The sequence below is a fragment of the Kitasatospora sp. NPDC059973 genome, from assembly GCF_042737525.1.
GTDB lineage: Bacteria > Actinomycetota > Actinomycetes > Streptomycetales > Streptomycetaceae > Kitasatospora.
On record NZ_JBHWUI010000022.1, the window covers coordinates 49,752 to 70,738 of the forward strand.

A 20,987-nucleotide genomic window follows, 5' to 3' on the forward strand; every position below is an offset into this window, starting at 1 on the left:
TACGGGGCACTGGCTTCCGAACGACTACGGGCGGCTGGCGATGACGCCCTGGGGCTCGTACGGCCCGTCCTTCTCGGTCCTCGGCGCGGCCGGCTCGACGATCCGGTCGGCCTCGCCCCCGAAGAGGTCGTCCTCCAGGTCCGCCTTCCGGTCGGCGGTCGGCTCGGTGTACTCGACCTGATCCGGGGACGCGGCCACCGCGCCCTCGACGGCCGCGCCCGCCTCCGCAGCGGCCTCCGTGGTCGACGCGGGGGTGTCGCGCTGGTCGTTGGCCATGGGCGGCCGCCTTTCGGTCATCAAATGTCTTCAGCCCCACCGGTTTGGTGCGGGCACGCCGTCAGTATCGTAGGGCTGATTAAATGTCCGATAAACATCGTGCGGCTTGCCGGTGCGTCCGGCAGAGTCGGCCCTCCGCCTAAGCTGAAGCCACCACACGGCGGACCGCCGAGCGCCCTTCACGGAATCGACAGCACAGGCCATCGGGGGATTTCATGGAGTTTCGGGAGACGCCGCCCGCGTCGGCGCTGCGCTTCCAGGTACTCGGTCCCGTACAGGCCTGGCTCGACGGCGCCCCGGTGCCCCTCGGCTCGCCGCAGCAACAGGCCGTCCTCACCGCACTGCTTCTGCACGGCGGCCGGCCCGTCACCACCCAGGATCTCGTCGACGGGCTGTGGGGAGATCGGCCCCCGACGCAGGCCATTGCCGCATTGCGGACATATATCTCGCGCCTTCGCGCTGTCATCGAGCCGAAGCGCGAAATTCGCCGCCCCGCCGAACTCCTCGTATCGGTCAGTGACGGGTACGCACTGCGTATTCCGCCCGAGGCCCTGGACGTCACGGTCTTCGAGAGCCGGGCGTCCGAGGCCACCGCCGCCCGGGTGGCCGGGGACCTGCACGAGGCGCACCGCCTCCTGGTGGGCGCGCTCGGCCTCTGGACCGGCCGCGCGCTGACCGGTGTTCCCGGCCCGTACGCGGAGTCCCAGCGGCTGCGCCTGGCCGAACGGCACGTCACCGTCTCCGAGGAGCGGTGTGCGGTGGCCCTCGACATCGGCCTGCACGCCGACATGGTCGGCGAGTTGAGCTCCCTGACCGCCGAACACCCGCTCCGGGAGCGGCTGCGCGAGCTGCTGATGCTCGCGCTCTACCGGTGCGGCCGCCAGGCGGAGGCGCTCGGGGTCTACACGGACACCCGGAAGCTGCTGATCGACGAACTCGGCGTCGAACCCGGCGCCGGGCTCTCCACCATGCACTCCCGCATCCTGGCCGCCGACCCGGCCCTGACCCTCCCCGCCGTCGCCCCGGCCGGCGCCGCCGCCCGGGAGGACGCGCCGCTCCCGGTGACCCCGCCGGCCCAGCTGCCCGCCGACGTCTCGGACTTCAGCGGACGCACCGAGCTGGTCACCGACCTCTCCGCCGTCCTGCTGAACGCCACCGGCCAGGCCGTGGTCGTCACCTCGCTGGCCGGCATCGGCGGTGTCGGGAAGACCACCCTCGCCGTCCACGTGGCGCACCGGGTGCGCGCCGAGTTCCCCGACGGACAGCTGTACGTCGACCTCCGGGGCGCGGGCGCCTCGCCCGCCGACCCGGCCGTGGTGCTCGGTGACTTCCTGCACGCGCTCGGCGTCACCGAGACCCCCGACTCGCTCGACCAGCGCGCGGCCCTCTACCGCTCGCTGCTCGCCAGCCGGCGGATGCTGATCCTGCTGGACAACGCGCAGGACGCCCAGCAGATCCAGCCGCTCATCCCCGGGGTGTCCGGCTGCTCGGTGCTGGCCACCAGCAGGTCCCGGCTCGCCGGAATCCCCGGCGCCCACCTGGTGGACGTCGAGGAGCTGACGCCCGAGGAGGCGCTCACGCTCTTCTCGGCCATCGTCGGCGAGCAGCGCGTGACGGCCGAGCCCGAGGCCTCCATGGCCGTGGTCACCGCCTGCGGCTTCCTGCCGCTCGCCGTCCGGATCGCCGCCGCCCGGCTGGCCAGCCGGCCGCGCTGGAGCGTCTCCGACCTCGCCCGGCGGTTAGCCGATCAACGGCGCAGGCTGGACGAGCTCCAGCTCGGCAACCTGGCGGTGGAGACCACCATCGGACTGGGGTACGCGCAGCTCTCCGCCCCCGAGGCGCGGGCCTTTCGACTGCTCTCCCTGATCGACTCCCCGGACCTCCCGCTCTCGTCCGTAACCGCCCTGCTGGGCGTCGACGAGCACACCGCCGAGGACCTCGCCGAGGCGCTCGTCGAGGCGAACATGCTGGAGTGCTTCGCTCCGGGCCGCTACCGGTACCACGACCTCCTGCGGCTCTACGCGCAGCGCAAGAACGAGCGGATCGGTGACGTCGAGGAGCAGCACGCCGCGGTGCGGCGGCTGCTCGACCTGATGCTGCCGACCGTCCGCAACGCCGCCCAGGCGATCGAGCCGGACGACCAGCTGCCGGAGCCGCTCAACGGCCTGAACTCCCCCGGTCTCAGCCTGTCGGACGGCGAATCGGCCCGGGCCTGGCTGCGCAGCGAGATCGCGGTGCTGCTCAGCCTGGTCGAGGCCGCCGTGAGCGGACCCGGCGAACTGCTGCGGCCCGCCGTCGACCTGCTGATCGTCCTGGACAGCCTGGTGGAGGACCCGACCCACGGTCCGCGCGTTCGGCGGATGCTGGAGGTCGCCGACCTCAACGCCGAGTCGTACCAGGACTCCGCCGTGCTGGCCCGGGTGCACTTCGCCCGCGGCACCCTGCAGTCGGTCACCAACGACTTCCAGAGCGCCGAGCGTTCGCTGCTGAAGAGCCTGAGCCTCCAGGACAGTGACGACCTGACCATCCTGCGGTCGATGGCCACCAACACCCTGGGCATCATCCTCAGCGTCGCCGACCGCTCCGCCGAGGCGCTGCCCTTCTTCGAGCAGTCCCTCGCCATCAGCCGGGTGGTGGGCGCCCCCATCGGCGAGGCCCGGCTGCTGGGCAACATCGCCCGGGCACAGCTCGACGTCGGGGACGCGCGGTCCGCCGTCCGCTCCGCCACCGACGCGGTGGCCAGCGCCCGGGCCTCGAAGAACGGCCCCTGCTTGGCCGACACGCTGTACCAGCTGGGCGTCGTGCTCTCCTCCGGCGGCGCGCCCGGCACCGCCGTCGCCCACCTCCATGAAGCGCACCGGCTCTACCGCTCCCAGCAGAACCGCCTCCGCGAGGGCTACACGCTGGCCCGCCTCGGGGTGAGCCTGCTCGCCGCCGGCCAGCACGCGGACGCGGCCGAGGCGGCCGAGGAGTCGCTGGCGATCGGGCAGGAGATGGACTCCGCCTACTGCCAGGGCCTCGCCAACGCCGCGCTCGGCGAGGCGCTGCTCGGCCTGGCCCAGCCGGCCCGCGGGCTGGCCTGTCTGCGCGAGGCGCACGCGATCTTCACACGGCTCGGTGTGCCCGAGGCCTCCCCCGTGGCGGACCTCATCTCCCAGCAGCACACCGAGCCCCTCTCTCCCCCCGCGCCGTAGGCCCCGCACACCCCCGTGCTTCCCCCGTGGGGGCCGACCCCCGTGCGTTCGGTGCTCCCGCAGCCCCCCGGCTGCGGGAGCACCCTCAACGCTTCCCCGGCGCTGGACTCCACTGTGCACCGGGCCGATTGACGTTCGATAAACGTCGCCCTGCCGGCCCCGGACGCGGGCGGATCCGCAGGTCGGGGGCGTGCTCCGACGGGCCCCGCGGCGTGCGGCGGCCGACCGCACCACCCCGGCCCGCACCCCCCGTGCTTCCGCAAGCCGGGCCACAGCACCCCAACCGTCACGAGTTGGCCGGAAAGGGACCCCACGGCGCAGTGATCACGCATATTCTCAGATGCCAGTACAGACATGACGGCACCCGTCCGGCGGATCGTCCGGAAACGGCAGCGCGGCGGCGCTCCCGCGGTGCAGAGTGTCCCTGTGCAAAGTGTCAGCGTGCAGTCAGTGTGACGCGGGGAGCGTGACGTACCGCCACCGGCAGCGGGCCGGCGGGGCAACGCGGGCGCCGGCAGGACGGCGGGCCGGCCTCGTCCGGCCGACCGGAGGCCCGGGTGGAAAGGTGCCTCTCAATCGTGACGACCGGACAGATATCCGACCCGTCCCCCCTCGACGAGGACGCGGACGGCGACGACGGTCCCGACGTCCTGCGCCGCCGTGCCGAGCGGGCCCTGCAGGCCGTCGCCTTCGACACCATCGGCGCCGGCTACGGAGAGGCCTTCCCCGCCAAGCGCGGCCAGCTCGCCTGCGGCCGCCGGCTGCTGGCCCGGCTCGAACCGGGCGCCGCCGTGCTGGACATCGGCTGCGGCACCGGCGACCCGACCGTCCGACAGCTGACCGCCGCCGGGATGCGCGTCACCGGTATAGACCTTTCGGACGTCATGCTCACCCTGGCCCGCGCGGCGGCGCCGAACGGGCCGTTCGCCCCCGCCTTCCACCGCATCGACATGTACGACCTGGCCACCCGGCGCGCCGACCGGGCCTGGAACCTCCCGGCCCTGGGCCCGCGGGGCCGCGGCACCTTCGACGCCGTCACCGCCTTCTTCTCCCTCATCCTCCTCCCCCAGGAGGAGATCCCCACCGTGCTGACCCGGCTGCGCGCGCTCCTGCGGCCCGGCGGTCTGCTGGCGCTCGGTATGGTCGAGGCGGACCTGGATCACGTTCCACTGCCGTTCCTCGGACGGGAGCTGCGGATCAGCGGGTATCTGCGGGAGGATCTGGAACGGGTCCTGGTGGAGGCCGGGTTCGCGGTCGAGGAGCAGTCGGGGCATCCGTACGCGCCGGCCAGCACCTCGCTGCCGCCGGAGGAGCAGCTGTTCCTCCGCTGCCGACGCGTCGGCTGACCGTTCGCCACACCGCCCCACCGACCGACCGCCGGACCAGCAGAGCCACCACTCCCCATCAATCCCAGGACAGGCAGCCGTGCGCGACCAGCTCAAACCCGAGGCCGGACAGCCGCCTGCCCTCCCGGGCCCGCGCCGCACGCCACCGGCCCCGGAGGGGAGCGGGCCGAGCGCCACCGGACAGGTCGCCGAGCGGCTCGCCTACCTGGACTCCGCGACCCGGCGGATCAACAGCGCCCTGGACCTGGCCGCGACGCTGCGCAACATCTGCCGCGTCCTCGTACCGACCCTCGCCGACGCCGCCGTCGTGCACCTGCGCGACCCGCTGCCGAACGTCGAGCGCGAACCCGGCTTCCCCGACGACCTGCGGATCCACCACAGCCTCGGCACCCGGCTCGGCCGCCGCGGCCGGCCGACCACCGGCTCCGACCACCGCGGCTCCCGCTACGGCACCCGGTACGGCTCGCGCTCGACCGCCGACACCGGGCCCGCCACCCCGGTCACCCGGGGCGGGGCGCTCGCGCACACCCTGCTGAGCCGCCGCCCCGCCGAGGCCGCCGTCCTCGGGGCGGCCGGCTCCCCGGCCGCCGGCCCCGACCGGACCACCGAGCTGCTGCGCGAGCTGTACGGCCCGCGCGGGCTGGCCCGGCTCGGCCCGGGCTCCTCGGTGCTCGCCCTGCCGCTGCGCGGGCGCAAGGCCGTCCTCGGCCTGCTGGTGCTGATCCGCCGGCCGCCCGAGAAGACCGGCCGCCCCAGTTTCGACGCCACCGACACCGCCACCGCCGCCCACCTCGCCACCCAGGCCGGGCTCGCCGTGGACACCGCCCTGCGGTACGCCCGCGAGTGGGAGATAGCCAACGAGCTCCAGCGCAGCATGCTGCCGCTGCGCCTGCCCCAGCCGCACGGCGTCCGGCTCGCCCAGCGCTACCTGCCCGGCGAGCGCGGCGCGCAGGTCGGCGGGGACTGGTACGACGCCGTCCCGCTGCCCGGGAACCGGGTGGCGCTGATCGTCGGCGACGTGATGGGCCACTCGCTGACCTCGGCCGCCATCATGGGCCAGCTCCGCACCAGCGCCCAGACCCTGGCCGCGCTCGACCTGCCCCCGCACGAGGTGCTCTACCACCTGGACGAACAGGCCCAGCGGCTCGGCCGCGAACAGCACCTGGCCACCTGCGTGTACGCGGTCTACGACCCGATCGCCAACCGCGTGGTGCTCGCCAACGCGGGGCACGTCCCGCCGGTGCTCGTCGGGCCGGACGGCACGGCCGAGCTGCTGGAGCTGGACTCGGGCGCGCCGATCGGCGTCGGCGGGGTCGACTTCAACTCCGTCGAGCTGCCCGCCCCGCCCGGCTCCTCCCTGCTGCTCTTCACCGACGGCCTGGTGGAGACCCGCACCCGCCCGCTCAGCGACGGACTGGAGCTGCTCCGGGCCCGGCTGGCCGCCACCCAGCGGCACACCCCCGAGCAGCTCTGCCAGGAGGCGCTGCGGATCCTGCCGCCGGGCGACCGCGGTGACGACATCGCGCTGCTGGCCGCCTGCTTCGACGGCATTCCGGCCGGGGACGTCGCGCACTGGTACCTCCAGCCGCGCAACGAGACGCCCGGCCGGGCCCGCCGGCTGGCCGCCCACACACTGCGCCGCTGGGGGCTCGAAGAGCTCAGCGAGGCAACCGAGTTGATGGTCAGCGAGCTGGTCACCAACGCCGTTCAGCACGCCACCCGCCCGGTCACCCTGAGCCTGGTCCGCACCTCCCGGCTGCGCTGCGAGGTCGGCGACGACAGCCCGCTGCTGCCCCGACCGCGGCGCACCGGACCGGAGGACGAACGCGGGCGCGGGCTGCAGATAGTGGCCAGGTGCGCCGAGCGCTGGGGCGCCACCCGCCTGGGCACCGGCAAGGTCGTCTGGTTCGAACAGCGGCTGCCGTAGGCCCTCCGGGTACGCCGGAGGGCGCCCGGCCGTAGTGGCCGGACGCCCTCCGGGACGGGCCCGTCAGACCCGCTGCGGCTCCTTCGCCGCGCCGCTCTCCTCGGCGCCCCCGGCCCCGGTCGTGCCCTCGGGCGCGGCCCGCTCCGACTCCAGCCGGGCCATCAGCTGCTCGCCCTCCATGTCCACCCGCGGCACCACCTTCTCCAGGCTCTTCGGGAACCACCAGGCCGCCCTGCCGAACAGCGTCATCGCGGCCGGCACCAGGGCCATCCGCACCACGAAGGCGTCCACCAGCACGCCCACCGCCAGCGCGAAGCCGATCGGCTGGACGATCGGGTCGTGGCCGAAGACGAAGCTGCCGAAGACCGCGACCATGATCAGGGCGGCCGCCGTGACCACCCGCGCGCCGTTCTTCACCCCGGCGACCACGGCCTCCCGGGGCGCCATGCCGTGCACGTGGTGCTCCTTCATCCCGGAGACCAGGAACAGCTCGTAGTCCATCGCCAGCCCGAACAGCACCGCGATCAGCAGGATCGGCACGAAGCTCACCACCGGGCCCACCTTCGGCACGTCGATCAGCCCGTCCAGCCAGCCCCACTGGTAGACGGCGACCACCGCGCCGAGCGAGGCCGAGATGCTGAGCAGGAAGCCGGCCACCGCCTTCAGCGGCACCAGGACCGAACGGAAGGCCAGCGCCAGCAGCACCAGCGCGATGCCGCCGATCACCGCCACGAAGGGCGGCAGGGCGTCGCCGAGCTTGGCGGAGACGTCGATGTTGGCGGCCGTGGTGCCGGTGACGTCGATCCGCGCGCCGGTCGAGGCCCGCAGGTCGTCGCGCTGGTCGCGGATCTCCCCGACCAGCTTCCTGGTGTCGGCGTGGTCCGGGCCGGTGGTCGGGATGACGGTGAGCAGGGCCGTGCCGCTCGGCCCGTCGACGGTCGGCGGCAGCAGCGTCCGCACCCCCTCCAGGGTGCCCAGCTTCGCGGCCACGCCCTGGACGGCCTGCTCCGGCCGCGCCGCGCCCCCGGCGTCGACGACGACCACCAGTGGTGCGTTGAACCCGGGGCCGAAGCTCTCGCCGATCCGGTCGTACGCGGTACGGGCGTCGGTGCCGGCGGCCTGTGAGCCGCCGCCGGGCAGGCCGAGGCTGAGGCTCGCGGCCGGCACCGCGAGGACGCCCAGCGCGGCCAGCCCGGTGAACAGCACGACCAGCGGGCGGCGCACCACGAAGGTCGCCCACCGCTCGCCCAGGGTCGTCCGGCCGGGGGCCTTCAGCGCCCGCCGCCAGACCGGCAGCCGGTCGATGGCCCGGCCGGCGAAACCGAGCAGCGCGGGCAGCAGGGTGATCGCGACGAGCACCGCCACCACCACGGCGCCGGAGGCGGACAGGCCCATCACGGTCAGGAACGGCACCCCGGCGACGGCGAGCCCGGCGAGCGCGACCACCACGGTCAGACCGGCGAAGACCACCGCGCTGCCGGCCGTGGCGTTGGCGCGGGCCGCCGCCTCCTCCGGCTCCAGGCCCTCGGCGAGGTGCCGGCGGTGCCGGGAGAGGATGAACAGGGCGTAGTCGATGCCGACCGCGAGGCCGACCATCAGGGCCAGCACCGGCGCGGTGGTGATGATCTCGAACGAGCCGGAGAGGGCCAGCAGCGCGGCCATCGCCACCCCGACCCCGAGCAGGGCGGTCAGCAGCGGCAGCCCGGCGGCGACCAGCGAGCCCAGGGTGATCACCAGGACCACGCCGGCCACCATCAGGCCGACCGCCTCACCGCCGTCGACCTGCGCCATCCGGTTGTAGGCGTCGCCGCCGAAGGCGACCGTCAGCCCGGCGTCGCCGGCCGGGCCGGCGGCCGCCCGGACCGCGTCGCGCTGCTGGTCGGTGACGTCCGCGAGCGGGCGGTCGAAGGAGACCAGGGCCAGCGCGACCCTGCCGTCCGGGGAGAGCGCGCCGGTGGCGTAGGGGTCGGGGACCGCCGCGACCCCGGGGACGGCGGCGATCCGGCCGACCGCCGCGCTGACGGCCCCGGCCGCCTCCGCGGTGGTGATGCCGCCGGCCGCCGGGGCGCCGAAGACCACCTGGGCCGCGCCGTGGCCCTGCTCCGGGAAGGTGCCCTTGATGCGGTCCAGGGTGCTCTGCGCCTCGGTGCCGGGCACCTTGAACTCGTCGCTGGTCTTGCCGGCGAAGGCCCCGGTGGCCCCGCCGACCGCGATCAGCACGGCGAGCCAGACGGCGAGCACGGCGCGCCTGCGACGGAAGCAGTAGCGGCCCAGGCGGTACAGGTACGTGGCCATGAGTGAACCCTCGATCACGTCGGTCGGCGAGCGGGTGCCCGAACAGGTCGGACTCCACCGTACGACCAACTTTGTCACCTGACAAAGTTGGCCGACATAATCGACCGACAGATTCACTCGACCGAGTTATTTGACCGTGGCGCTACCCTGGCCCAATGGCACATGTCCCCGCCTCCGAAAGGCGCCCGCAACTGGTCCGGGCCGCCATCGACCTGATGACCCGCGAGGGCGTCGCCGCCGGCAGTACCCGGGCGATCGCGGCCGAGCTCGGGGTGGCACAGGCGACGGTGCACTACACCTTCGGCACCAAGAAGGACCTCTACCGCGCCGTGGTCGAACAGCTGACGGCCGAGTTCGTGGGCCAGGTGCGCGACGCCGCACCGGGCGACGGCCCCTTCGGCGAGCAGATCCGGGCCATGGTGCACGCGCTCTGGGCGGGTGCCACCGGCGAGGAGGGGCGCTGCGTCCTGCTGGACGAGTTCGCGGCGCTGGCGCTGCGCGACCCCGACCTCCAGGAGATCATGCGCGGGCTGCAGCACGAGATCGAGGACACCGCCTCGCAGATGCTCGACGCCCTCGCGGCCGCCCACGGCCTGGAGCTGCCCCTGCCCGCGCGCGACATCGCCACGCACTTCCTGACCGGCTTCGACGGGCTGACCGACCGCTACCTGGTGCTGCGCAGCACCGGCGAGCAGCCGGACGCCGAGGCGCTGCGGGCGCTGGATCTGCTGGTCGCCACCACGGTCGGGCTCTGCCTGGGCTCGGCGGCCCGGACCGGCTGACCCGGGGCGGGTGCGGGGCGGGCGCCGCCCGGGGCCGGACCGGCAGCCCGGCCCGGCGACCCGGCCCGACTACTCGACGATCCGGACCGGCAGCTCCGCCAGCACCTCGCGCAGCGAGGCCGCGAACCGGTCGTACTCCGCACTGCGGGCCGAGCCCGGCCGGGTGGCGAGCCCGATCCGGCGCCCGGGCGCCGGGGCGGCGAAGCGAACGGCGGCCAGCCGGTCGGTCCGGCCCGCCTCGACGTCCAGGGCCGTGGTGGGCAGCAGGGTGACACCGAGGCCGCCGGCCACCAGCTGGACCAGGGTGGAGAGCCCGGCCGCCCGGGTGGTGGAGCCACCGGGGTCGGCGCCGACCTCGCGGCAGATGTCGAGGGCCTGGTCACGCAGGCAGTGGCCCTCCTCCAGCAGCAGCACCTCCAGGTCGAGCAGCACGTCGCGCGGGACGTCGATCCGCCCGGCGAGCGGGTGCCCGGGCGGGGTGACCAGCACGAAGTCCTCGTCGAACAGCGGGATGTCCCGGGTGGGCGAGGCCCCGCCGGCCGGGAGCGCGAGCAGCAGCACGTCCAGCCGGCCGGCGGCCAGCCCCTCCAGCAGCGAGGGCGTGCGCTCCTCGTGGACGTGCAGTTCCAGCTCCGGATAGCGGTCGCGGACCAGCCGCAGCACGGTGGGCAGCAGGTAGGGGGCGACGGTCGGGATGACGCCGAGGTGCAGCGGACCGGTGAACGGCCGGCGGGCGGCCTCCACCTCCTCGGTCAGGGCCTGCAAGGAGGCGAGCACCCGGCGCGAGTGTTCGAGCACGCGCTCCCCCAGCGGAGTGACGATCACTTTGCGTGTCGTACGCTCGACGAGCTGCGCGCCCAGCGACTCCTCCAGCGCCGCGACCGCTCCCGACAGGGCGGGCTGACTGGTCCCGGTGGCGGCCGCCGCGTCGCGGAAGTGCCGGTGCTCGGCCACCGCCACGAAGGCCTTGAGCTGGGCCACGGTGGGCGCGCGGGGGCCGCGGGGTGTGGCGCTCCCCACAGCGGCCTCGGGTTTGCGCGTGGTGCCCCTGCGGGGCCTGGGGCGGGAGGGGGGCGTGGGGGTATTGATAACTCTCTCCGATCAGACACATCGAGTGTAGCTATTTCCCTGATCAGTCCACGATGTGGAATCGTGGAAGCCGTTCCGCAATCCGGACAAACTCCCCTCATCACTTCAGGAGAAGCGAACGTGCTCACGATCGGTGACAAGTTCCCCGAGTTCGAACTCAACGCCTGCGTCGACCTGGACGCCGCGAACGCCTTCGCCGAGATCAACCACAAGTCCTACGAGGGCAAGTGGAAGATCGTTTTCTTCTGGCCGATGGACTTCACGTTCGTCTGCCCGACCGAGATCGCCGCGTTCGGCAAGCTGAACGAGGAGTTCGCGGACCGCGACGCCCAGATCCTCGGCGTCTCCGGCGACTCCGAGTTCGTGCACCACGCCTGGCGCAAGGACCACAAGGACCTGCGCGACCTGCCCTTCCCGATGCTGGCCGACGTCAAGCACGAGCTGATGCGCGCCTGCGGCGTCGAGGGCGCGGACGGCACCGCCCAGCGCGCGGTCTTCATCGTCGACCCGAACAACGAGATCCAGTTCGTCATGGTGACCGCCGGCTCCGTCGGCCGTAACCCCAAGGAGGTCCTGCGGGTGCTGGACGCCCTGCAGACCGACGAGCTGTGCCCGTGCAACTGGACCAAGGGCGAGGACACCCTCGACGCCCAGGCCCTGCTGGCGGGCTGACCGACATGGCTCTCGACGACCTGAAGTCCGCCCTCCCGGACTACGCCAAGGACCTCAAGCTCAACCTGAGCGCGGTCATCGGCAACTCCGACCTCCCCGCCCAGCAGCTCTGGGGCACCGTGCTCTCCTGCGCGATGGCCACCCGCAGCCCCGCCGTGCTGCGTGCGCTGGAGCCCGAGGCCAAGGCCAACCTCTCCCCGGAGGCGTACAACGCCGCCAAGGGCGCGGCCGCGATCATGGGGATGAACAACGTCTACTACCGGACCACGCACCTGCTCTCCGACAAGGAGTACAGCGGCATGCGGGCCGGTCTGCGGATGAACATCATCGGCACTCCGGGCGTCGAGAAGATCGACTTCGAGCTCTGGTGCTTCGCGGTCTCGGCCATCAACGGCTGCGGCCAGTGCCTCGACTCCCACGAGGGCGTGCTGAGCAAGGCCGGTGTCGCGCGTGAGGTCATCCAGGCCTCCGTGAAGATCGCCGCCGTGCTGCAGGCCGTGGCCGGCGTCCTCGACTCCGAGGCCGCCCTGGCCGGCGTCGACGCCTGATCCCACGCCACACCACGAGGGCCCGCCGGACTTCCGTCCGGCGGGCCCTCGCGCGTTCGGGTGGGCCGGGGCCTACTCGGTGCTCACCGGCGCACCCGTCCCACTGGGCGCCGTGGCGCCCGCGGCAGTCGCGGACGTGGCGGCAGCCGTCCGGGCGACGGCCGCCTCACGGGCGGCCTCCATCGCGGTGAAGACGGCCTGCCCGGCCTCGTTGCGGCGGCGCAGGTGGGCGACCACCGTGTTGGTGACCGCGATCAGCGGCACCGCGACGATGGCGCCGCCGATGCCGCCGATGATCGAGCCGGCGGCCACCCCGAGCACCACGCCCAGCGGGTGCACCCGGACGGCCCGGCCGAGGATCAGCGGCTGCAGCACGTGCCCCTCGATCTGCTGGACGGCGATCAGCACCACCAGCACCATCAGCGCGGTGAACGGCCCCTCGGTGACCAGCGCGATCAGCACCGCGACGGTCCCGGTGACGAGCGCCCCGACCAGCGGGACGAAGGCCCCCAGGAAGATGATCACCGCCAGCGGCAGCGCCATCGGCACCCCGAGCATCTGGATGCCGACGCCGATGCAGACCGCGTCGATGAAGGCCACGCAGACCGTCCCGCGCACGTACGCGGTGAGCGTGGCCCAGGCCTTCGGACCGGCCCCGGCCATCGCGTAGCGGGAGTGCCGGGGCAGGCCGCGCAGCGCCCAGTTCCAGATCCGCTCGCCGTCGTAGAGGAAGAAGAAGGTGGTGAAGAAGGCGAGCAGGACGGCGGTCAGCACCTCGACGGCGATCTGCGCACCGGTGAGGCCGACCGAGGTGAGCTGCTCGGTGTTGGTGCTGATCGCCTTGGTGATCTGGTTCGCGAAGTCGGTGATCTGCTGCTGGGTCAGGTGCAGCGGCCCGGTGATCAGCCAGTCCCGGAGGGTGGCCACACCGTCCTGGACCTTGGTGGTCACGGTGGACAGGTTGGTGGTCACCTGCCAGACCACGAACCAGCCGACCAGGCCGATCCCGGCCAGACCGCTCATGAACACCCCGCCGGCCGCCAGCGACCGCGGTACGCCGTGCCGGCGCAGCCAGGAGACGGTGGGCTCCAGCAGCGCGGAGATCAGCAGCGAGGCCAGCACCGCGAAGGCCACCAGCCGCAGCATGTCGACGACCATGAAGACGACGTAGAGCGCGGCGCCGAGCAGCAGCAGCCGCCAGGTCGACTCGGCCGCCACCCGCAGGCCCCAGGGCACCGCCTCGGCCGGGGTGGCGGGCCGACCGGGGTGGAGTTCGCGCCCGAAGGCGCCGTGGGTGGGCGCCGGCGCGGCCGGGGCCTGGCCCCGGGCCGCCTCGGCGTGCTCCCCGCGCGGCGCCGGCAGCGGGGCCGGTGCCGCGGCCACGGCGGCGGGCGCCGGGGCCGGCACCTGCTCCGGTACCGGCAGCGGGTCCGGGGGTTCGTGGTACTCGGCCGCGATCGCGGCCCGCCGGCGCCGCTCGATCACGGCGGCCGCGCTCGCCACCACGGCCATGCCCTTGGCCACGGCCTTGAAGGCCTTCCCGCCCCGCGCCATCCTCGCTACCACCGCTCCCCCGTTGGGCCGCCGTGCCGGCGGTACGCCGTGGGTCGCGCCACGGCCGTCAGGGATGAAACTACCCGCCCGGCCCGGCACGAGTCCGCCTGGCGGGGCGGTTGACCGGTCGGCCGGCGGAGACCGACGGGCGCCGGGCGGCCGCGCGGCCGCCCGCGGGCCGGTCGGGCGGCCGGTCCGTATCCGGACAAACCGGTGGTGACCGGGTGGTTTCAGGCACCGCGCAACGGGGAGGACTCCGAACGAGTACAGGAGCCATCTGTCGGCGGACCGGCCGGTGCGGGGAGCAACCAGGACCCCTCCCCGCGCCCCGCGTCCGCACCCGGGCCCGCACCGCCCGCGAGCGCACTGGTCAGCGCGGCCCGGGCGGGGCGGCCCGTCCAGCGCGGCAGCCCCGCCCGGCGCGCGGCCACGGCGGCGGGGCGGCCCACCACACACCTCGGCCCCCGACCGCAGGAGAGCGGTCGGGGGCCGAGGTGGTACGGCGTGCCGCGGGTACCGGTGGTTCCTAGTACCAGTGGTGCGACTGCCAGAAGGACCAGGCGCCACAGGGGCTGCCGTAGCGGCTGTTCATGTAGCTGAGGCCCCACTTGATCTGGGTGGCCGGGTTGGTGCGCCAGTCGGCACCGGCCGAGGCCATCTTGGTGCCGGGCAGCGCCTGGACCAGGCCGTACGCACCGGAGCTCTTGTTGGTCGCGGTGTAGTCCCAGCCGCTCTCGCGCTTCACGATCTGACTGAAGCACTGGAACTGAGCGTCGTTGCCGACGATCTGCTGGGCGATCTCCTGGACCGAACCGGGGCTGACCGAAACCGGGGGGGCCGACGTGTCGGTGGCAGCCATCGCCGAGCGCGCCTTGGAGCGGTTGGCGGCGGCCTCGTCGGCCTTCCGCTTCTCCTCGGCCGCCTTGGCGGCCTTCTCCGCGTCGGCCTTGGCCTGCGCGTCAGCCTTGGCCTGCGCGTCGGCGGCGGCCTGCTGGCGCGCTGCCTCCTCGGCGGCCTTCTGCTCCGCGGCGGCCTTCGCGGCCGCATCGGCGGCGGCCTGCTGGGCGGAGGCCTGCGTGCCGATGTTGTCACTGATGGTCTGCGCCTGGGCGCCAGAGGGGACTTCGGCAAGCAGGGTCGCGCCGGCGACATCGACCGTCTGCGTCGTCTTGCCCTCGCTGCCCGAGGCCATACCCACGACGGCACCGACTGCGGTGACGGCGGTGGCGGAGGCCACAGCGACTCCCCGGACCGAGATCCGAGTCACATGGTTTCCTTCCAGCATCGCCCACGCGTGACCGTACGGGCGCAAGATGCCCCTTTGCGCTGCCCTCCGTACGGTGCTGGTCACGGGAGGTACTGACCCGGCGTCCGGAAGCGGTGGGCGACCGGGCGTTGCGATCGGGCGGCGTACGGCTCATCGGTGTTCAATTGTGCGTCCACCTACCGGAGTTGGCGGACCGTCCGGACCGGGCCCACGGTCTCCCGGGGGCCCTGTCATGCCGTACGCGGGGCCTGACAGAACCCTCACCATGCCGCACCGGGCACTGTCGACGCAATTCCCTGTTGCGTGGCGCATCTCACATTCACCGCACTGGAGTTCTCCGGACAGAAAGCACTCGATGTGATGAAAGGGACGGGGCCCGCTCCCGTCAGGAGCGGGCCCCACGCCCGGAGTTGACCGTATTGTCCGACTATGCCCTAGTGCGGGCGAATCACGGGTTGATGTCCTCCAGCATCTCCGTGACCAGCGCCGCGATCGGGGAGCGCTCGGAGCGGGTGAGGGTGATGTGGGCGAACAGCGGATGCCCCTTCAGCTTCTCGACCACCGCGACGACGCCGTCGTAGCGGCCGACCCGCAGGTTGTCGCGCTGCGCCACGTCGTGGGTCAGCACCACCCGGGAGCCCTGGCCGATCCGGGAGAGCACCGTCAGCAGGACGTTGCGCTCCAGCGACTGCGCCTCGTCCACGATCACGAAGGCGTCGTGCAGCGAACGCCCCCGGATGTGGGTCAGCGGCAGGACCTCCAGCATGCCCCGGGAGATCACCTCCTCGATGACGTCCGGGGTGGTCACGGCCGAGAGGGTGTCGAAGACCGCCTGCGCCCAGGGGCTCATCTTCTCCGTCTCGGACCCGGGCAGGTAGCCGAGCTCCTGGCCGCCGACCGCGTACAGCGGCCGGAACACCATCACCTTGCGGTGCTGCCCCCGCTCCAGCACCGCCTCCAGCCCCGCGCACAGCGCCAGCGCCGACTTGCCGGTACCGGCCCGCCCGCCCATCGAGACGATGCCCACCTCCGGGTCGAGCAGCAGGTCCAGCGCCACCCGCTGCTCGGCACTGCGCCCGCGCAGCCCGAAGGCCTCGCGCTCGCCGCGCACCAGCCGCACCCGGCCGTCGCCGGTGACCCGGCCCAGCGCCCGGCCGCGCTCGGAGCCGAGCACCAGTCCGGTGTGGACGGGCAGCTCGGCCGCGCCCTCGACGTCCACCGCGGCGTCGTGGCCGGCCGCGAACAGCGCGTCCACCTGGTCGGCGGGGACGTGCAGCTCGGCCATGCCGGTCCACCCGGAGGTGATCGCCAGCTCGGCCCGGTACTCCTCGGCGAGCAGGCCGACCGAACTGGCCTTGATCCGCAGCGGCAGGTCCTTGGAGACGACGGTGACGTCGTATCCCTCGGCCTGCAGGTTGCGGGCCACCGCCAGGATCCGGCTGTCCGCCTCACCGCCCGCGGACCGGTAGCCGACCGGCAGTATCGACAGGTCGGAGTGGTTCAGCTCGACCCGGATGGTGCCGCCGAGCTCCCCGACCGGGATCGGCTCGTCGAGCCGGCCGAAGCGGATGCGGTAGTCGTCGAGCAGCCGCAGCGCCTGGCGGGCGAAGTAGCCCAGCTCCGGGTGGTGCCGCTTGGCTTCCAGCTCGGTGACCACGACCACCGGCAGGACGACCTCGTGCTCCTCGAAGCGGGTCATGGCGAGCGGGTCCGCCAGAAGCACGCTGGTGTCGAGAACGTAGGTCCGCCGGTCTGGTGTCCGGCGGCTCTTGGAACTGACCACTAGGCCTCCAGAGCGGATGACCCTGCGTCATCCGCGGCAAGCCGGCCCCCGCTGCCCCGGTGGCCTCGGGGCCGGTCTGCTCGGAGTATTCCCAGGCGAGGGGCGGTGCATTCACGCACTCGGCGAACTGACGGATCATTGCCGGTGAACGTTTGGCCTCGCGCCGCCGCCGGGTACTCCAGCCCTACTGGGGGGTCGGCGGGGGCGGGTGGGGGCCGGTGGGCGTCAGAGCCCCATCCGCCGGTGGCGCTCCTCGTACGCGCGCAGTGCCCGGAGGAAGTCGACCTTCCGGAAGGCGGGCCAGTAGGCCTCGCAGAAGTAGAACTCGCTGTGCGCGCTCTGCCAGAGCAGGAAGCCGGAGAGCCGCTGCTCGCCCGAGGTGCGGATGACCAGGTCCGGGTCGGGCTGGCCCTTGGTGTAGAGGTGCTCGGCGATGTGCTCGACGTCGAGGATTTCGGCCAGTTCCTCGATCGAGGTGCCGCGCCCGGCGTGCTCCTGGAGCAGCGAGCGGACGGCGTCGGCGATCTCGTGCCGGCCGCCGTACCCGACGGCGACGTTCACGGTGATCCCGTCGATCCCGGCGGTCTCGTCGGCGGCCCGCTTGAGCACGTCCGCGGTGTGCTGCGGGAGCAGGTCCAGCGCGCCGACCGGGTTGACCCGCCAGCGGCGGGCGGCGGCCAGGCCGGTGACGGCGTCCTCGATGATCCCGAGCAGCGGGACGAGCTCGTCGGCCGGCCGGGAGAGGTTGTCGGTGGAGAGCATCCAGAGCGTGACGACCTTGACGTGGGTCTCGTCGCACCAGCCGAGGAACTCGCTGATCTTGTCGGCGCCGCGCTGGTGGCCGTAGGCGGTGGAGCCGCCGGTCGCCTTGGCCCAGCGGCGGTTGCCGTCGAGGATCACGCCGATGTGATGGGGGGTCCGGGCGAGGTGCACCTCGACCCGGCGACCGTAGAGGCCGTACATACCGTCCAGCAGGGTGCGCAGACCCGGCGTGCGTTCGACGACATCGCGCAGACCCATGGTTTTCGGCCCCTCCGTACTCATTCACCGGGGGACGTCACAACCCCCGGCGCAGCCTACTCCCGCCCGGAGGCAGTGGGTAAAGCCGCAGGTAGCAGTCCGGTCACAGTCCTGTGCGGAGCGCGTCGGGGGCCGTGGGGCGGGAGTGGCCGGAACACACCCGCGCGAACGCCCGGTGGCTCCCGGGGCTCCGGATACGGAACGGTATCCGGTTCCTTAAAGAATCCGTAAGCCGACGGTTCAATGCTTGACGACCACCAATGGTCTAGTCCAGCTTGTGACCCAGGGCGGAACACGCACCACCGCCGCCCCATCCGAGGCAGTACTGCGGACGCAATTCCCTCCTCGCCCCCGGGCGTTCCCGAACCGAACACGACGCTCCTCGCTCCGGTGCTCCCACACCGCCGACCGTCCGTCGTCCTCGGCCCGGGCACGCTCGTCGGCCCGGCGGGAGCCCTCCCCCACACGCGGCCGCCGCGCCCCCCACCGCGGCGGCCGCTCCTCCCCCAGGAGCGCACCTCCATGGCCCGTACGCTGAACCAGCCCGCGCACAAGCGCCGGCGCAGCACCCTTCCGGCCCTCGCCGCCGGTGCCACCGCCCTCGCCCTCGCCGGCAGCGGCCTCGCCCTCTTCGCCGGCGGCGCCAGCGCGGCCGCCGGCAACCTGGTCTCCAACGGCGGCTTCGACTCCGGTTCGACCGCCGGGTGGGTCTGTACCGGCGCCGCGGGCACCGTCTCCACGCCGGTCCACTCCGGCACCGGCGCGCTGCAGGCCACGCCGGGCGCCGGGGACACCGCCGAGTGCACCCAGACCATCAGCGTGCTGCCCAACACCAGCTACACCCTGAGCGCCTGGGTCCAGGGCCCGTACGTCTACCTCGGCGCGCGCGGCACCGGCGGCACCGACCCGAGCAGCTGGTCCAACCAGAACAGCTGGAACCAGCTCTCCTCCACCTTCACCACCGGCGCGAACGTCAAGAACGTCACGCTGTTCGTGCACGGCTGGTACGGCCAGAGCGCCTACCTCGCGGACGACATCACGCTGAGCGGCCCCGGCGGCACCTCCACGCCGAGCCCGACCGCGACGCCCACCGCGACGCCGACCGCCACCGCGTCGCCCACGGCCACCGCGACGCCGACCGCGACCGCCACCCCCACGGCGACCGCCACCCCGACCCAGACCGCCACGCCGACCCCCACGGCGACCGCGACCACCACCGCCCCGCCGGTCACCGGCCTGCCGAAGCACGTGGTCACCGGCTACTGGCACAACTTCGACAACGGCGCGACCGTCCAGAAGCTGAGCGACGTCCAGAGCGCCTACGACATCATCGCGGTCTCCTTCGCCGACGCCGTGCCGACCAGGGGCGGGGCGATCAGCTTCACCCTCGACCCGGGGCTCGCCAAGGCCCTCGGCGGCTACACCGACGCGCAGTTCCGCGCCGACCTGAAGGCCAAGCAGGCGGCCGGCAAGAAGGTCGTCCTCTCGATCGGCGGCCAGAACGGCGCGATCAGCGTGGGTGACGCCGCCGCGGCGGCCGCGTTCACCGACAGCGCCTACGCGATCATCAAGGACTACGGCTTCGACGGCATCGACGTCGACCTGGAGAACGGCGTCAACCCGACCTACCTCGGGAACGCGCTGCACAGCCTGCAGGCCAAGGTCGGCTCGAACTTCATCCTGACGATGGCCCCGGAGACCATCGGGATGTACAGCACCGCCGGTGCCTACTTCCAGCTGGCGCTGAACACCAAGGACATCCTGACCGTCGTCAACACCCAGTTCTACAACTCGGGCGGCATGAACGGCTGCGACGGCAAGGTCTACAACCAGGGCACCATCGACTTCATCACCGCGCAGGTCTGCACCCAGATCCAGGGCGGCCTGCGGCCCGACCAGGTCGGCATCGGCGTCCCGGCCTCCAGCAAGGCGGCCGGCGGCGGCTACGTCTCGCCGGCCGTGGTGAACAACGCGCTGGACTGCCTGGCCACCGGCAAGAACTGCGGCAGCTTCGTCCCGCCGGCCAAGTGGCCCACCATCCGCGGCGCGATGACCTGGTCCACCAACTGGGACGCCAACAACGGGAACGCCTTCTCCAACGCGGTCGGCCCGTTCGTCCACCAGATGCCGTAACTCCCCCCGGCGCGCCGCTCCTTGAGGGTGGGGCTCGCGCGCCGACGGCGGGGCCCGTCGTACCGGACCGGTACGGCGGGCCCCGCTCGTCCCCCCTCCTCCTACTGCAGCAGGACCGCGGCCAGGGTGCCGAGCAGCAGGAACGGGCCCATCGGCAGCTCCAGCCCGCGCACCGGCCGCCGCCGCGCCAGGGCCGCCACCGCCCGGACCACCGCCCAGAGGCCGGCCAGCACCGAGGCCGCGAAGAGTCCGGTGAACGCGGCCGACCAGCCGTACCGGCCGAGCAGCGCGCCCAGGCCGAGCGCCAGCACGGTGTCCCCCGGGCCCATCAGACCGATCCAGCCGGGCAGTTCGAACAGCGCGGCGGCCGCGAGCGCCACCAGCAGACAGCGCAGCAGCACACCCGGACTGCCGGCCGCCAGCTCCACCACCACCAGCAGCGCGGCCAGGCCGGCCGCCAGCGCCCAGCTCAGCGGGTACGGCAGCCGCCGCACCCGGGCGTCGGTGAAGCCGAGCACCACGCCCGGGCCGGCCGCCCAGAGCAGCAGCACCGCGTCGGCCGGGTGCGCCGCCGACAGCGCGGCCGCCGCCACCCCGACGGTCACCACCTCCACCTGCCAGGCCCCCGGCCCCAGCCGCTCCCGGCAGCCCGGGCAGCGCCCGCCGGGCGGCAGACCGCGCAACCGCCGCTCGCACGCCGGGCACCGGGTGCACCACGGCCCGCCCTCCGGCACGGCGTAACGCACCACCAGACCCCGCAGCGCGGGCGCCACCAGCAGGCCGCCCAGCACCGCCCCGAGCACGGCCGCGATCACGGCGCCCCCTCTCGTCCACCGTCGGTCACTGTCCCCGGGCACCGGTACGGTTCCCCGGGAACCGCCCGGCACTCGCCGGCGTCCGACCTCGCGGCGCCACATCCGCATTCCGGCGCCGCACCGACCACATCATCCACGGGGAACCACTGTGACCAACACTCAGAACGCGCTGCGCGCCGCCGTCCCGCTCGCCGCGCTGGCGCTGCTGCTGACCGCCTGCGGGCCGGAGAACGAGGACCCGGCCGCGGGCGCGGCGGGCGCCGCGGGCGCGAGCGCCGCCGCCACC

General features: G+C 73.5%; 15 protein-coding genes. 7 read left to right on the forward strand and 8 right to left on the reverse strand.

Annotation, left to right across the window (positions count from 1 at the left end; genetic code table 11):
- Positions 1-24: 24 nt before the first annotated feature.
- Positions 25-276, reverse strand: coding sequence for a hypothetical protein (locus ACFWA9_RS08980; RefSeq protein WP_352289974.1), 252 nt, complete (start codon positions 274-276; stop codon positions 25-27).
- A 215-nt stretch (positions 277-491) separates the two neighbouring features.
- Between ACFWA9_RS08980 and ACFWA9_RS08985 the strand changes: the two genes are divergently transcribed.
- The 3 genes from ACFWA9_RS08985 (at position 492) to ACFWA9_RS08995 (ending at position 6,743) form a co-directional block, all read left to right on the forward strand.
- Positions 492-3,470, forward strand: coding sequence for a BTAD domain-containing putative transcriptional regulator (locus ACFWA9_RS08985; RefSeq protein WP_380384761.1), 2,979 nt, complete (start codon positions 492-494; stop codon positions 3,468-3,470).
- 578 nt (positions 3,471-4,048) lie between these two features.
- Positions 4,049-4,816, forward strand: a complete 768-nt coding sequence (locus ACFWA9_RS08990) for a class I SAM-dependent methyltransferase (RefSeq protein ID WP_380384764.1) — start codon at positions 4,049-4,051, stop codon at positions 4,814-4,816.
- Positions 4,817-4,895: 79 nt separating this feature from the next.
- Positions 4,896-6,743 (forward strand): SpoIIE family protein phosphatase, encoded by a 1,848-nt coding sequence (locus ACFWA9_RS08995; protein ID WP_352289970.1) that lies wholly within the window; start codon positions 4,896-4,898, stop codon positions 6,741-6,743.
- Positions 6,744-6,806: 63 nt separating this feature from the next.
- Here ACFWA9_RS08995 and ACFWA9_RS09000 read toward each other — a convergent pair whose 3' ends face one another.
- Entirely contained in the window at positions 6,807-9,038 is a 2,232-nt protein-coding gene (locus tag ACFWA9_RS09000; RefSeq protein ID WP_380384767.1) for an MMPL family transporter, read from the reverse strand.
- 155 nt (positions 9,039-9,193) lie between these two features.
- Between ACFWA9_RS09000 and ACFWA9_RS09005 the strand changes: the two genes are divergently transcribed.
- Positions 9,194-9,820 (forward strand): TetR/AcrR family transcriptional regulator, encoded by a 627-nt coding sequence (locus ACFWA9_RS09005; protein WP_329489405.1) that lies wholly within the window; start codon positions 9,194-9,196, stop codon positions 9,818-9,820.
- A 69-nt stretch (positions 9,821-9,889) separates the two neighbouring features.
- On the opposite strand, the gene ACFWA9_RS09010 is transcribed toward ACFWA9_RS09005, so the two are convergent.
- A complete protein-coding gene (locus ACFWA9_RS09010; RefSeq protein ID WP_352289967.1) occupies positions 9,890-10,801 on the reverse strand; it encodes a LysR substrate-binding domain-containing protein in 912 nt (303 codons plus the stop codon).
- Positions 10,802-11,029: 228 nt separating this feature from the next.
- On the opposite strand from ACFWA9_RS09010, the gene ACFWA9_RS09015 reads away from it, so the two are divergent.
- Together ACFWA9_RS09015 and ACFWA9_RS09020 are read left to right on the forward strand one after the other, a co-directional pair.
- Positions 11,030-11,581 (forward strand): peroxiredoxin, encoded by a 552-nt coding sequence (locus tag ACFWA9_RS09015; RefSeq protein WP_329489403.1) that lies wholly within the window; start codon positions 11,030-11,032, stop codon positions 11,579-11,581.
- Between the two features lie 5 nt (positions 11,582-11,586).
- Positions 11,587-12,129: an alkyl hydroperoxide reductase gene (locus tag ACFWA9_RS09020; protein WP_329489402.1), complete on the forward strand. Its 543-nt coding sequence runs from the start codon at positions 11,587-11,589 to the stop codon at positions 12,127-12,129.
- A gap of 72 nt (positions 12,130-12,201) precedes the next feature.
- On the opposite strand, the gene ACFWA9_RS09025 is transcribed toward ACFWA9_RS09020, so the two are convergent.
- The 4 genes from ACFWA9_RS09025 to ACFWA9_RS09040 all read right to left on the reverse strand — a co-directional run bounded on the left by ACFWA9_RS09025 (position 12,202) and on the right by ACFWA9_RS09040 (position 17,753).
- Positions 12,202-13,683: an AI-2E family transporter gene (locus ACFWA9_RS09025; protein ID WP_380384772.1), complete on the reverse strand. Its 1,482-nt coding sequence runs from the start codon at positions 13,681-13,683 to the stop codon at positions 12,202-12,204.
- Positions 13,684-14,209: 526 nt separating this feature from the next.
- The gene (locus ACFWA9_RS09030) at positions 14,210-14,968 is read right to left on the reverse strand and encodes a transglycosylase SLT domain-containing protein (RefSeq protein ID WP_352289963.1); all 759 of its coding nucleotides are present in this window, start codon (positions 14,966-14,968) and stop codon (positions 14,210-14,212) included.
- A gap of 430 nt (positions 14,969-15,398) precedes the next feature.
- Complete coding sequence (locus ACFWA9_RS09035; RefSeq protein WP_329489399.1) at positions 15,399-16,733, reverse strand: PhoH family protein; 1,335 nt, start codon at positions 16,731-16,733, stop codon at positions 15,399-15,401.
- A gap of 225 nt (positions 16,734-16,958) precedes the next feature.
- On the reverse strand, positions 16,959-17,753 hold the full coding sequence (locus ACFWA9_RS09040) for an isoprenyl transferase (protein ID WP_329489398.1): 795 nt from the start codon (positions 17,751-17,753) through the stop codon (positions 16,959-16,961).
- Between the two features lie 522 nt (positions 17,754-18,275).
- Here ACFWA9_RS09040 and ACFWA9_RS09045 point away from each other — a divergent pair.
- Positions 18,276-19,886, forward strand: coding sequence for a chitinase (locus ACFWA9_RS09045; protein WP_380384777.1), 1,611 nt, complete (start codon positions 18,276-18,278; stop codon positions 19,884-19,886).
- A gap of 101 nt (positions 19,887-19,987) precedes the next feature.
- On the opposite strand, the gene ACFWA9_RS09050 is transcribed toward ACFWA9_RS09045, so the two are convergent.
- Complete coding sequence (locus ACFWA9_RS09050) at positions 19,988-20,701, reverse strand: prepilin peptidase (RefSeq protein ID WP_380384780.1); 714 nt, start codon at positions 20,699-20,701, stop codon at positions 19,988-19,990.
- Positions 20,702-20,987: the final 286 nt, after the last annotated feature.